Source organism: Saccharopolyspora dendranthemae, assembly GCF_007829955.1.
GTDB lineage: Bacteria > Actinomycetota > Actinomycetes > Mycobacteriales > Pseudonocardiaceae > Saccharopolyspora > Saccharopolyspora dendranthemae.
In genome coordinates, this window is record NZ_VIWX01000002.1 from 505,263 (window position 1) to 517,714 (window position 12,452).

Annotated in this window: 14 protein-coding genes and 1 pseudogene; 7 read left to right on the forward strand and 8 right to left on the reverse strand. The window is 69.3% G+C overall.

The window, feature by feature from the left end; genetic code table 11:
• Window positions 1-152: 152 nt before the first annotated feature.
• From FHU35_RS11230 to FHU35_RS11245, 4 genes are all read left to right on the forward strand, one after another.
• Window positions 153-422, forward strand: coding sequence for a metal-sensitive transcriptional regulator (locus FHU35_RS11230; RefSeq protein WP_145739908.1), 270 nt, complete (start codon window positions 153-155; stop codon window positions 420-422).
• Window positions 423-495: 73 nt separating this feature from the next.
• Entirely contained in the window at window positions 496-1,917 is a 1,422-nt protein-coding gene (locus FHU35_RS11235) for an MBL fold metallo-hydrolase (RefSeq protein ID WP_145738437.1), read from the forward strand.
• Window positions 1,918-1,950: 33 nt separating this feature from the next.
• Window positions 1,951-2,523, forward strand: coding sequence for a rhodanese-like domain-containing protein (locus tag FHU35_RS11240; RefSeq protein WP_145738439.1), 573 nt, complete (start codon window positions 1,951-1,953; stop codon window positions 2,521-2,523).
• An 11-nt stretch (window positions 2,524-2,534) separates the two neighbouring features.
• Entirely contained in the window at window positions 2,535-3,317 is a 783-nt protein-coding gene (locus FHU35_RS11245) for a sulfite exporter TauE/SafE family protein (protein ID WP_145738441.1), read from the forward strand.
• 87 nt (window positions 3,318-3,404) lie between these two features.
• Here the strand turns inward: FHU35_RS11245 and FHU35_RS11250 are convergent.
• The 6 genes and pseudogenes from FHU35_RS11250 to FHU35_RS11275 all read right to left on the reverse strand — a co-directional run.
• Window positions 3,405-3,614: pseudogene (locus FHU35_RS11250) on the reverse strand (enoyl-CoA hydratase-related protein); the annotation flags it as partial.
• A gap of 44 nt (window positions 3,615-3,658) precedes the next feature.
• Window positions 3,659-4,009 carry a DUF4873 domain-containing protein gene (locus FHU35_RS11255; protein WP_246110242.1) on the reverse strand — a complete coding sequence of 117 codons (351 nt, stop codon included), beginning with the start codon at window positions 4,007-4,009 and terminating at the stop codon, window positions 3,659-3,661.
• Window positions 4,010-4,064: 55 nt separating this feature from the next.
• The gene (locus FHU35_RS11260; protein ID WP_145738443.1) at window positions 4,065-4,985 is read right to left on the reverse strand and encodes an AurF N-oxygenase family protein; all 921 of its coding nucleotides are present in this window, start codon (window positions 4,983-4,985) and stop codon (window positions 4,065-4,067) included.
• A 38-nt stretch (window positions 4,986-5,023) separates the two neighbouring features.
• The gene (locus tag FHU35_RS11265) at window positions 5,024-5,374 is read right to left on the reverse strand and encodes an enoyl-CoA hydratase/isomerase family protein (protein WP_186459380.1); all 351 of its coding nucleotides are present in this window, start codon (window positions 5,372-5,374) and stop codon (window positions 5,024-5,026) included.
• Between the two features lie 18 nt (window positions 5,375-5,392).
• Window positions 5,393-7,024 (reverse strand): acyl-CoA dehydrogenase family protein, encoded by a 1,632-nt coding sequence (locus FHU35_RS11270; protein ID WP_145738447.1) that lies wholly within the window; start codon window positions 7,022-7,024, stop codon window positions 5,393-5,395.
• Window positions 7,008-7,619 carry a TetR/AcrR family transcriptional regulator gene (locus FHU35_RS11275; RefSeq protein WP_145738449.1) on the reverse strand — a complete coding sequence of 204 codons (612 nt, stop codon included), beginning with the start codon at window positions 7,617-7,619 and terminating at the stop codon, window positions 7,008-7,010. Before FHU35_RS11275 ends, FHU35_RS11270 begins: the two co-directional genes overlap by 17 nt.
• Window positions 7,620-7,790: 171 nt before the next feature.
• Between FHU35_RS11275 and FHU35_RS11280 the strand changes: the two genes are divergently transcribed.
• Window positions 7,791-8,006 (forward strand): MbtH family protein, encoded by a 216-nt coding sequence (locus tag FHU35_RS11280; protein ID WP_281290232.1) that lies wholly within the window; start codon window positions 7,791-7,793, stop codon window positions 8,004-8,006.
• Window positions 8,007-8,061: 55 nt separating this feature from the next.
• Entirely contained in the window at window positions 8,062-8,961 is a 900-nt protein-coding gene (locus FHU35_RS11285) for a TauD/TfdA dioxygenase family protein (protein ID WP_246110243.1), read from the forward strand.
• Window positions 8,962-9,061: 100 nt separating this feature from the next.
• Here the strand turns inward: FHU35_RS11285 and FHU35_RS11290 are convergent, their stop codons facing one another.
• Both FHU35_RS11290 and FHU35_RS11295 read right to left on the reverse strand, forming a co-directional pair.
• Window positions 9,062-9,973 carry a sulfotransferase domain-containing protein gene (locus FHU35_RS11290; RefSeq protein WP_145738452.1) on the reverse strand — a complete coding sequence of 304 codons (912 nt, stop codon included), beginning with the start codon at window positions 9,971-9,973 and terminating at the stop codon, window positions 9,062-9,064.
• Between the two features lie 108 nt (window positions 9,974-10,081).
• Window positions 10,082-11,113 (reverse strand): methyltransferase, encoded by a 1,032-nt coding sequence (locus FHU35_RS11295; RefSeq protein ID WP_145738454.1) that lies wholly within the window; start codon window positions 11,111-11,113, stop codon window positions 10,082-10,084.
• Between the two features lie 205 nt (window positions 11,114-11,318).
• Between FHU35_RS11295 and FHU35_RS11300 the strand changes: the two genes are divergently transcribed.
• Window positions 11,319-12,452, forward strand: coding sequence for a glycine amidinotransferase (locus FHU35_RS11300; RefSeq protein ID WP_246110244.1), 1,134 nt, complete (start codon window positions 11,319-11,321; stop codon window positions 12,450-12,452).

Consider the following 12,452-nt stretch of genomic DNA (forward strand, 5'->3'; position numbering starts at 1 on the left):
TCCCGGTGATCGCGGGCCAGCGCACCACATGGGGCGAGGGCGTGCCGTCGTTGAACCCGACCTTGCCCGACTTCCTGTGCGGGGCATCACCTCACTCGCGGAATACCCCGGGGGGTACCCTGCGTTGCAGGGAGCGAAGGGAGATGGTCACCGTGGAGATGAAGCCGGAGATGGTCGGCGACGCATTGACGAGGCTGAAGCGGGCGCGCGGTCAGCTGGGTGGCGTGATCGAGGCGATCGAGGAGGGGCGGGATTGCGCTGAGGTGCTGACGCAGCTCGCGGCCGTTTCCCGCGCTCTGGACCGGGCCGGTTTCAAGATCGTGGCGAGTGGCATGCGGCACTGCCGGCAGGTCGAGGAAGACGGCGAGGAGCCGCCGATGACCGAGCAGGAGCTCGAGCGGCTGTTCCTCGCGCTCGCCTGAGCGAACTCGCGGCTGAACCACGGGAGACGTGCATCTGAAACATACCCCCCGGGGTAATAGGGAGTGAGTGATCGTGACTGCGCTGGACGAGAAGCAGCGGGCTGACGGCCTGGTCGGCGGGCCGGCGGTCGAGGTGATCGAGACGTCGTCGCTGGGGGACCGCAGCTACCTGGCCACCGATGGTGAGGTCGCGGTCGTGGTGGATCCGCAGCGCGACGTCGACAGGGTGCTCGCCGCGGCCGGCCGGGCCGGTGCGCGCATCGCCCTGGTCGTCGAGACGCACGTGCACAACGACTACGTCTCGGGTGGTCTGGAACTGGCTCGTCTGACAGGCGCGGAGTACGGCGTGGCCGCGGCCGACGAGCTGCCCTTCGCGGGTCGTGACCTGGCCGACGGCGACGTGGTCGAGCTGTCGGGACGGATGCGCCTTCGCGTGGTGGCCACGCCCGGGCACACCTTCCACCACCTGTCCTACGTGCTCGAAGGCGAGGAGGGGCCGGTCGGCGTGTTCACGGGTGGTTCGCTGCTGTTCGGCACGACCGGGCGCACGGATCTGCTGGGTGCCGAGCACAGCGAGGAACTGGCCCGCCACCAGCACACCTCGGTGCGCAGACTCGCCGATCTGCTGCCGGACGGCGCTCAGATCTGGCCGACCCACGGGTTCGGGAGCTTTTGCTCGGCCACGCAGGCCTCGGGCGACTCGGCGACGGTCGGGGAGCAGAAGCGCAGCAACCCGGCGCTGACGTTGGGGGAGAGCGACTTCGTGCGGCAGACCCTGACCGGCCTGGACGCCTACCCGGCCTACTACGCGCACATGGGCGTCCGCAACAGCGAAGGACCGAAGCCGCTGGACCTGCGCGAGCCCGCCCGAGCGGAGCCCGAAGAGCTGCGGCGGCGGCTGGAATCGGGCGAGTGGGTCGTGGATCTGCGCTCGCGCAAGGCGTTCGTCGTGTCGCACCTGGCGGGCACGGTCGGGCTCGGCCTGGACGGGCCGATGGCGACGTGGCTCGGGTGGATGATCGAGTGGGGCGCACCGATCACGCTGCTCGGCGAATCCCGCGAGCAGGTCGCCGCGGCGCAGCGGGAACTCGCGCGCATCGGCATCGACGCGTTCGCCGGGGCCGCGGTGGGAACCCCCGAGCAGCTGGCGACCGATCCGGCTCAGCTCCGCAGCACTCGGACGGCGAGCTTCGCGGACCTGGCCGCCGCGCTCGACGGCGACCCCGGCGAGTTCCCCGCGCCGGAGGTGGTGCTGGACGTGCGGACCCACAACGAGTTCACCGCCGCCCACATCGCCGACGCGGTGCACATCCCGCTCTACGAACTGGCGCAGCGACTCGACGAGGTCCCCGCCGGTGTGGTGTGGGTGCACTGCGGCAGCGGCTACCGCGCCACGGCAGCCGCCTCCGTGCTGGAGGCCGCCGGACGCACCGTCGTGCTCATCGACGACCACTTCGGCACCGCCGCCGAGGCCGGCGTCCCGATGAGCAGCTGATCACTCCGAACCGACCGAGAGGAAATCAACGGCATGACCCCGTCCTTACCGGCGCACGTGGACCCGGCGCGACTGCGAGAGTCGCTCGACGGCGAGCGGATTCGCCTCATCGACGTGCGCACACCTGGTGAGTTCTCCGCGGCCCACATCCCCGGTTCGCACAACGTTCCTCTGGACCTCGTCCAGGAACACCGCGACGAGCTTACGGCGCGGCACGAGGACCCCGTGGTGCTGGTCTGCGCCTCGGGCAACAGAGCCGATCAGGCCCGCGCGTTGCTGGAAAGCGCCGGGTGGAACCGGATCAGCGTCCTGCGCGGCGGGATCGCGGCCTGGGAGAACGAGAACGGCGAGCTCAGCCGCGGTCGCGGGGCCTGGGCGATGGAGCGGCAGGTGCGGTTGACGGCCGGACTGCTCGTGCTCACCGGCGTGCTGGCCAGTACCCGCTACGAGAAGACCAAGTGGCTCGCCGGATTCGTGGGCGGCGGCCTGACCTTCGCCGCGATCACCGACACCTGCGCGATGGCCCGGGTGCTCTCGTTGTTGCCGCACAACCGCGCACCCCGCTCGAACTCCCGGGCGCAGCTGGCGTCGCTGACCCGCGGATGAGGTGACGTTCCTTGTTGCTGGCAGCGGGCTTCGGCGCGGTCATCGGTCTGATGCTGGGGCTGCTCGGCGCGGGCGGATCGATCCTCGCCATCCCAGCCCTGGTCTACGGCGTCGGGCAGCCCTGGGAGACTGCGATTCCCACGTCACTGGCCGTTGTCGCGCTGTCGTCGGCGGGCGGGCTGGTTCCTCGGCAGCGGCGCAGCGCAGTGCGGTGGCCGGTCGCGCTGGTCTTCGGCGCGGCCGGTATCCCGGCCGCCTTCGGCGGCGCAGCGCTCGGACGAGGGGTGCCGCAGCGGTGGCTGCTGCTGGCCTTCGCGGCGCTCATGGTCGTCGTGGCGGTGCGCATGCTGCGCGGCGGTGACGAGCGGGTCGGCGCCTGCCGCACGCACGACGGCGGGGTGCGCTGGCGCAGCTGCCTGCCCACATCCCTGCTGACCGGGGCAGCGGTGGGTGTACTCACCGGACTGTTCGGCGTCGGCGGGGGCTTCATCATCGTGCCCGCCCTCGCCCTGCTGCTCGGTCTGGGCGCTCAGGAAGCCGTGGCCACATCCGTGGTCGTGGTGCTGATCAACTCGATCGCCGGACTCGCCGCCCACGCCGGCACGGCGGCCGAGATCGACTACGGAACCCTGATCGCCTTCGCCGGTGCCGCCGCAGTGGCCTCTGCTGTGTCCGCGCTCTTCTCGAGCGAGCTGAACCCGGCCACCGTGCGCCGCTGGTTCGCCGTCGTCGTCATCGCGGTCGCCGTCTTCGTCGCCGTGGCCGCCGTCCTCGACCCAGCCGCGCTGGGGTGAGGCGACGTGGGAAGAAGGCCTCCGCATCCGGGAGATGCCCATCGGCGCATCCCCGTCCGGGGCGACCCGGTTGCCGTTGCCGGCGCTGATCGCCTTCAGATCGGCGCCCGCGCAGAACGTACCGCCCTCGCCGTGCAGCACGGCCACGGATGCGTCCTCATCGGCGTCGAAATCTCGGAAGGCTTCGGCGAGCGCCGATGCGGTGGGGCGGTCCACGGCATTGCGCACCTGCGGGCGGTTGAGGCTGATGGTGGTCACCGGCCCGGCACACCGGACCACCACGGCATCGGTCGTCATCGCGTCAGCACTCCTCGTAGGTGATCCTCTGTTCCCACGAGCGGCTAGTCGGATGCACCCGATGCTGGTGGGCGCGGGTTGATGGCGGTCTCGAAGGGCGGCTTGCCGGTACCCGCGATCCTGTACCTGTCCCAGGGGTCCGGGTCTGACAGGGTCGCGGTGGCCTCGCCGCTGGTCGTGCGCAGCGTGACGGTCGCTTTCCGGCCACCGACGAGGTCGCTGATCCCGGCGTGGGGAGCAAGGCGGCCGTACCAGTGGAAGCGGCCATCGATGGGCTGGAAGTGCCCCCGGAGAACGACATCGACGGTGATCTCGGCGCTTTGGTCGAGCACGACCGCGGTTCCTGCGTAGTCATGGTCCGCGTGCGCGTCGTCAGGTGACATCGGCTCTGTCATCGTAGATCCCTCCGGCTGGTGAGACGGTTCCTGCTGCTCTCCACTCGGTTCCGCTTCATGCCGGACGCCGTTGCACCGAGTCCAGAAGGCCGGCGCGACGCAGCACGGCGCTGCTGGGACCGCGGATGATGCCCATGTCCGCGAAGAGCTCGACGGCTTTGCGGGCCCAGTCGGCCTTGGCCTGGCGCCAGTGCGGGTTGGAATCGGCGACGCGCTTCGCCTCGCGCGGGTCGAGCCCGACGGAGGTGTAGACCTTGGGGTGCAGGAACTCCTCGGTGGCCACGAGCATCATGCCGGTCAAGGCCCAGCGGAGCGCTTCGCGCGCGAGGGGGCCGTGCGAGCGCCAGGCGCGTTCGAGTTCGTCCTTGGCGAAGCTGATGTGCCGCGCCTCCTCCAGGACGTGGATGCGGGAGACCATCCGGCCCAGCGGTTGCAGGCTCTCGTCGCGCATGATCTCCCGCTGCATGGCGTCGGCCAGTTCCTCGACGTAGATGGCCCCGGAGAACAGGAGCGTCGGCCCGACCACCGCGCCGAAGAGCTTTCCGGCCCGGTGGCCGAACCTGCTGGGCCGGTGCACGATTCCGTCGATCTTGTCGATGGCCTTGCCGAACATCGTGGAGTGGCGGCACTCGTCGGCGATCTCGGTCAGCGCGTACTGCGCGCGGTGCGAGGTCGGGTCGGCGCTGTAGGCGTACCGGGTCAGGCCCTGCATGAGGATCAGCTCGAACCAGACCCCGGAGGCCGTGCTGGCACCGAGTTCCTGCATGCTCAATTCGGCTCGCTGCCGCTCTGAAAGCCCCTCCCACAGGGGCGTGCCGTACAGCGAGCAGCGGTGCGCCGGTTTGCCGTAGGCGCCGTCGACCAGCGGTGCGTCCCAGTCGATGTCGACATCGGGGTCGTAGGAGTGCTTCGCCGAGGAACGCTGCAAGCGCTCGGCGACGCGGTCGCTGGGTGCGGAGTCGGCGTTCGTGGTCATGGTGTCCTCCAGAGGAGCGGCGGGGAAAATCCGGTCGATCAAGCTTCGGGAGGCCGGCCTCCACCGTCCGGGATGACCTGCCCGGAGTCGCGGTAGGCGACGGCGGCGTGGAACCCGTCGCGCTCGGCGAAATCGTGGAACCAGCGGCCTTCCGGCGAGTGCCGGGTGATGCCGTCGGACTGCTTGAGGTCGTAGCCCGCGCAGAACGCCCGGCCCGCGCCCTGCAGCACGATGACCCGCATGCGATCGTCCTCGTCGGCCCGCCGCACCGCCTCGCGGATCTCCGAGGGCATCACGTCGTTGATGGCATTCAACCGGTCCGGCCGGTTCAGCGTCAGGTACGCCTTCCGATCCCGCACCTGGTCGTCGAGCGTGCCGAAATCACTCATCACTTCCTCCATCCGGCGTCAGTCCTGTTCCCGGCGGACGCGGTCGATGATCGCTCGGGTGTCCACACCGGAGGGAAGGGTGCCGAATGCCACGCCCCAGTCGCGATCGAGACGGGAGGCCGTGAACGCGTCGGCGACCGCCGGATGACCGTGGCGATGCAGCAGTGAACCTTGCAGGACCAGCGCCATGAGTTCCACGATCCGGCGAGCGCGATGCTGGACGTCGTCGAAGTCGCCGAGTTCCTTGCGCAACTGGGAGATCGCCAGGTCCAGCCGCTCGTCCGCGCCGAACGCCTGCTCGACTTCCGCGAAGTACGCTTCCACGCACTCGGGCTGTTTCGCCATGGCGCGCAACGCGTCCAGGGCGGCGACGTTGCCCGATCCTTCCCAGATCGACGGCAGCGGTGATTCGCGGAACAGGCGGGGCATGCCCGATTCCTCGACGTACCCGTTCCCGCCGAGGCATTCCAACGCTTCCGCTGCGTGCGCGGGTGCGCGCTTGCACACCCAGTACTTGGTCACCGCCAAGCCGATCCGGCGGAACAGCTCCTCCTGCGCATCGCCGGCTGCCGCGCGGTCCACCGCACCGGCCAACCGCATTCCGGCGATCGTGGCGGCTTCGGACTCGACCGCCAGGTCGGCGAGCACGTTGGCCATCAGGGGCTGGTCGATGAGCAGTTCGCCGAACGCGCGGCGGTGCGCTGCGTGGTGCACCGCCTGCACGACGCCCAGACGCATGCCGGAGGCCGAACCGATCGCGCAGTCCAGCCTGGTCATGTTGACCATCTGGATGATCGTGGCGACCCCGCGGCCCTCGTCGCCCACCAGGTGGCCGACTGCGCCGTCGTACTCGATCTCCGAGGAGGCGTTGGAGCGGTTGCCCAGCTTGTCCTTCAGCCGCTGCAGGTGGATCGCGTTGCGGCTGCCGTCGGGCAGCACGCGGGGAACCAGGAAGCACGACAGCCCGCCGGGAGCCTGCGCCAGCGTGAGGAACACATCCGACATCGGCGCCGAGGTGAACCACTTGTGCCCGGTGAGGACGTGGCCGTCCGCGGCCGGGGTGGCCGCGGTCGTGTTGGCGCGGACGTCGGAGCCGCCCTGCTTCTCGGTCATCGACATGCCCGCGATCAGACCGCGCTTTCCCGTCGGCTCGCGCAACCCGTAGTCGTAGTGCGGAGAAGCCAGCAGCGGAACGTAGGTCGCGGCGAGCGCGGGCTCGGCGCGCAACGCGGGCACAGCCGCGTAGGTCATCGAGATCGGGCACAGGTGACCGGGATCGGTCTGCCCCCACACGTACATCTTCGCCGCGCGGGCGACGTGCGCACCGACGCGTTCCTCCTGCCACGGAGCGGCGTGCAGCCCGTTGCCCGTTGCCACCGTCATCAGGTCGTGCCAGTGCGGGTGGAACTCAACCTCGTCCACCCGGTGCCCGTACCGGTCGTGCGCGCGCAGCACGGGCGGGTTCTCCTCGACCAGGCGGCCCCACTCCTGGACCTGCGAACTCCCCGCGAGCACGCCGAGTTCGCGGACCTCGCGCTCGGCCCATCCCGCGCCTTCGCGCCGGAGCCCCTCCAGCAGCACCGGGTTGTCGGCGACGTCGTGGTCCACCAGCTGCGGAACCTGGTTGGTGACCTCATGTGTCGCTGGCATGCGCAACTCCCAACGCTCGCATCGTGAAAGTGACCAAGCCGGGGATCGTGTCCGGACCCACCGCGCCCTCGGCCAGCGGACCCACCAGCGCCTCCGCCCCGGCACCGACCAGCGCCGAGGCGGTCAGCAGCGGATCCTGGGCCGGCAGCACCCCGGCTTCGACGCCTTCCCTGATCCCTTCGGCGAAGAAGTCGCGGAAGGCCTCGCGGAACACCAGCCGCTCGGCATCCACCGCCGGGTCCACGGGTTCCGCCAGCAGGGCGTAGGCCAGCCGCGGGGCTTTCATCGCCCGCCCGGCGAACGTCTCGATGACCGCGACGATCCGTTCGACCACGTCGCCCGAACGCTCCGAAGCCTCGGTCACCGCGGCCACCTCGCGGGAGACCACCGTGCGGAACAGTTCGGCGGCCAGTTCCGCCTTGCTGGGGAAGTGCTGGTACACGCTGCCCGTGGCGATCCCGGCCCTGCTCGCGACGGCGGCCATCGAGCACCCCGCGTACCCCTCCTCGGCCAGCAGGGCGATCGCGGCCTCCAGCACCACGTCCCGCTGAGCGTTCATCCGGGCTTGCACCGCAGGCGTGCGTCGGTATGGCATGTGAAGCAGTGAACCACTGATTCACTGCTTCACGCAAGCGGCACCGAACAGCGGAACTGGAGGGACGTCCGAGGTGTCGTAACGGCGGTGCTCACGGATCCCCGGTGGGGCGGCCGGTACGAGGATGACGGGGTCTGCGGTGAACCGGCGTGCGAAGGACACAGAAAGGCGGTGAGCGGGGTGAACCCGTTCGACGATCCCGATGCCACGTTCCTGGTGCTGGTCAACGACGAAGGTCAGCACTCGCTGTGGCCCGCGTTCGCCGATGTGCCCGACGGGTGGCACATCGCTCACGACCAGGACACGCGCGCGGCCTGCATGACCTACGTCGAGGAGAACTGGACGGATCTGCGTCCCGCGAGCTTGATCGAGGCCATGGGCGGCTGACCGGCCCGCCGCGCGAACACGACCTGAGTTCCGTACCGATGAAGGAGATTCCGTTGTGACGCAGTCCCTCTCCCCAGGGGCCACCACCATCGATGGTGCCGCCGGGCAGCTCGACATCCGGCCCGTCTCCGGCGCCATCGGCGTCGAGGTGCGCGGGATCGATCTGAACGAGATCACCGACGAGCAGGCGGCCCGGGTCCGCGCGCTCATGCTCGAACACCTCGTGCTGTTCTTCCCCGGCCAGGAGAACCTGACCCCCCGGGGTCACGTGGCCCTCGCCAAGCGCTTCGGTGACGTCGAGGTTCACCCGTTCCTGCCGAGGGTGGAGGAGTATCCGGAGGTCACGCGGATCGAGTCCGACAAGGGCGGGAAGGCCGACGAATGGCACATCGACGTCAGCTTCGCGCCGAATCCGCCGGTGGCCTCGATCCTGCACCTGATCACCTGCCCACCCGCGGGCGGCGACACGATGTGGAGCAACCAGTACCTCGCGTACGAGACGTTGTCCCAGCCGTTCCGCGAGATGCTCGAAGGCCTCACCGCCGTCCACGTGCTGAAACTCCCGCACGTCATCGAGATGTCAGCCGAGCATCCCGTGGTGCGCGTGCACCCTGAGACCGGGCGCCGGTCGCTGTACGTCACGCGGATGTGGACCTCGCACATCCCGCAGCTGAGCCGCCACGAGAGCGACGCCGTGCTCCAGCACCTGTTCGAGCATTCCGAACGGCCGAGCTTCCAATGCCGGTACCGCTGGGAACCGCACACGGTGGCGATCTGGGACAACCGCGCCACCCAGCACGTCGCGGTCAACGACTACCAGGACTACCGCGCCGCCCAACGCGTCGTCGTGGTCGGAGACCGGCCCGCGGGCGACACCCCGCGCCGGCCCGACTACGAGCCGAGCGCCGACGAGAGGTACTACCCGCGCCGGATCAACGCCCACCGCGGCTACTGAGCGACGCCACGACGAAGGGGGCCGGTCTTCCGAGGAAGACCGGCCCCCTTCGTCTTTCACCAACCGAGGAAGCTCGCACCGCCGAGCAACCGCGAAATGCTCAGCGGTTCAGCCAGTCCAGGAACGGTTGCGGAGCCAGCGCGCTGACCCGCTTCCGGTACGACTCCAGGTCTTCCTCGGTGAGGACGTCGCGTCCGGCGCCGGAGCGCCCTCCGTGGAAGAAGTCCGACGGGTTCACGAGAACCTGCTTGTCCGGTGCCACCCAGTCAGCGCGGGCCTTCATCTCGTCGAAGGTCGCGGCCTTCACCAGCTCGCGCCGCTTCGCCTCGTCCAGCGGGATGCCGAGCCACTCCGCCAGCGACGCCATCTGGCCCTCCAGGTCGGCGGCGAGGTCGGCGTAGTGCATGAGCCGCACGTTCGGCTCCGCGCGCCGGTTCCAGGCGTCGAGGGGGTGGTGGAGCTCGGCCGCGGCGATGTCCCGGTTCTCCTCATCGGACGCCCCGGGCGTGCACCAGTTCAGCAGCCACTCGCGCACGGGAGGGAGCGTCGGTGCGGACCGTTGCGACGACTGCTCGTCCGGTTCGGTCTGGAAGGCGCGCAACCACTCCGCGTGGATGTTGCCGGCCTGGTGGTACATCGACAGCGCCCGGTCGAGGGGATGCCGGGCCACCACGATGTAGCTGACGCGCGGATCGAGCGGGAGGCCGTCGAGCGGGACGTGCGTCTTGATGACGCGGCGGTGCTCCTGCTCGGCCAGCTTCGCGTACATCTCCTCCTGCGAGACGAACAGCTGGTCCAGCCACGGTGACAGCGTCGACAGGGGTTGCGGCAGCTCGGGTTCCTGGAAGATGAGCAGTGCGCACATCATCTGCACCCACGTCGTGCCGGACTTCGCCGGCGCGCTGATGACGATGTCACCTTCGCGCAGCGGGAAGTCATCCCAGCGGGCGCTGTCCTGTTGCGGCGAGCGGTACCGGCGACGCTCGTTCACGGGCGAGCCTGGAAGAGTCATGGTGGGCATCCTCAGCGGACGAAGGGCGGCAGACGGCCTCCAGCCTTCCGCCGCCGTCGTGCGCGCACATCCGAGATGGCCACCGTTACGGTCGCGCGAGCTCGGGCGTCACGGTTTCACGCCGGTGGTCAGCCCGTGTTCGTAGGAGAGGCCGCCGGTCGTGCCGACCTGCTCGAAACCGGCCAGGCCGAGCCAGCGTTCGTAGTCCCGTGCCGGGTAGGCCATGCCCCGGCCGCTGACGAGAACGTTGAAGTACAGGCCCAGCCGGGCGCCGAAGATCCCGTCCGTCTCGTCGTCGGACACGTTGTAGCCGTAGAGCAGAACCTTCCCGCCGGAGGGCAACGACTCGTACGCCTTGCGGAGCAGCCGCAGGATGTCGTCGCCGTCGAAGATCTCCAGGACGTGGCTGAACAGAACCGCGTCGTGCCCCTCGGGGAACGGATCGGTGAAGATGTCGCCCGCGAGCAGGTCGACCCGATCCGCCTGCACGTCCTCCGCGAGCCGCGAGACGCTCGGCATGTCGAACACCGTCGACTGCAAGCCCGGGTAGCGCGCGACCAGCCGCGCCGACGTGCTGCCGTCGCCGCCGCCCACGTCGAGGACGTGCCGGATGCCGGCGAACACGGGTTGGTCGACCAGCGCGTCCACCGAACGAAGCGTGAACGCGGTCATCGCGCGGTGGAAGACCTCCTCCAGCTGCGGATCGTGCGCCAGCCGCTGGTAGAGGGTCGGTTCGTCGCCGGGGTGCGTGTCGAGCGCGGTGTTGGTCCCGGCCCGCAGCGCTCCCGTCATGTGGACGAACGCCGGGTAGTACACCTCCTTCCACCCGGTCAGGATGTGCCGCCAGCTGTCCGGTCCGTCCGAGGCCAGCAACTCCTCGGCGACGGTGGAGTTGTGGTAGCCGCCGTCCCTGCGTTCCAGCAGTCCGGTGGAGCACACCGCCTGCAGCAGGACGCGCAGCTGGTGCGCGGGCAGGTCGCTGAAGGCGCGGAGCTCGTCGGCTTCGGCACCCGGTTTCTCGGACAGGAAGGCGAAGATCCCGATTTCGGCGGCGGTGGTGACGGCGTTGAACAACGCCGGTGCGTTGACGAGGAAATGGAACCGGTCGAGAACCGGGTCGTCCTGCTCGAACTTCTGCATGAGTCTCCGCACTCCCCGCGCGATCGTGACGTTGAAAGAAGACCTCCGATTTCATATCAGGAAAAATCGGTGCGGTGGCGCTTCGCGGACCGTAACGGCGGTGAACGCGGGTGCGGTGGCCAGGGGGTTCCCGGAGTATCGGGGTACCCCCGATGTGTAGGCGGTGTCCTGCGTGCATTTGAACAGCTTTGACGAGTGGTCACCCTTGCGGGAAGTCGTCGTCGGATCCGCGGAGAACTACGTTTCTCATGAGAGAGAACTCTCCTTCGATCTCTTCTTCCACGACAACCTCGTGCACGACAACGCCGAACAGGGGGGAGCCGGCCGTTCCGAGTGGTACTACCCCCGGTTGACCGCTCGTGGTGACGAAGCGAGCAGGCAGCGCACACCGGTGGCCCGGCGCTACGTCGACGAGCTGAACGAAGACCTGGAGGGGCTCGCCGAGACCCTGCGCTCCCTCGGTGTCACCGTGCACCGGCCGCTCCCGCTGTCCGCCGAGACCGGGGAGGTCGCGACACCGGCCTGGTCGGCTTCCGTCGTCCCGCCGCTGAACCTCCGCGACAACACCCTGATCCTCGGCGACGAGATCATCGAGACCTCCCCGATGATCCGCTCCCGCTACTTCGAAACGCAGTTCCTCAAACCGCTTTTCCAGGACTACTTCCGCGACGGGGCGCGCTGGAGCGTCATGCCGCGTCCGATGATGACCGACGCGTCGTTCGACCTGTCCTACGCGCGCACCGCGACCGTCGGCGGGCCCACCGAACCCATCGAGGATCCGCGGTCGTCACCGTGGGACGTGGGGCTGGAGATGATGTTCGACGCCGCGCAGTGCCTGCGGCTCGGCAACGACATCGTCGCCAACATCTCCACCGAGAACCACGCGCTCGGCGTCACCTGGCTCGAACGCCATCTCGAAGGGCGTTTCCGCGTCCACCGGGTGCACGAGCTCAGCGACAGCCACATCGACAGCATGGTGCTGGCGCTGCGCCCCGGCCTGCTGCTGGTCCGCTCGGACGCGGTGGCCGACAAGCTGCCCGACCCGCTGCGCCGCTGGGACCGGATCGTCGCGCCCACACCGCAGGAGAACAACTTCCCCCGCTACGACTCCGACGCGCTCATCCTGACGAGCCCCTTCATCGACCTCAACGTGCTGTCCGTCGACGAGGAGACCGTGCTGGTCAACGAGGCCAGCCCGGAACTGGTCCGGGTCCTGGAGGACGCGAAGTTCACCGTCGTCCCGGTGCGCCACCGGCACCGGCGGTTGTTCGGCGGTGGTTTCCACTGCTTCACCCTCGACACCGTCCGCGACGGCGGACCCGAGGACTACCTCAGCTGA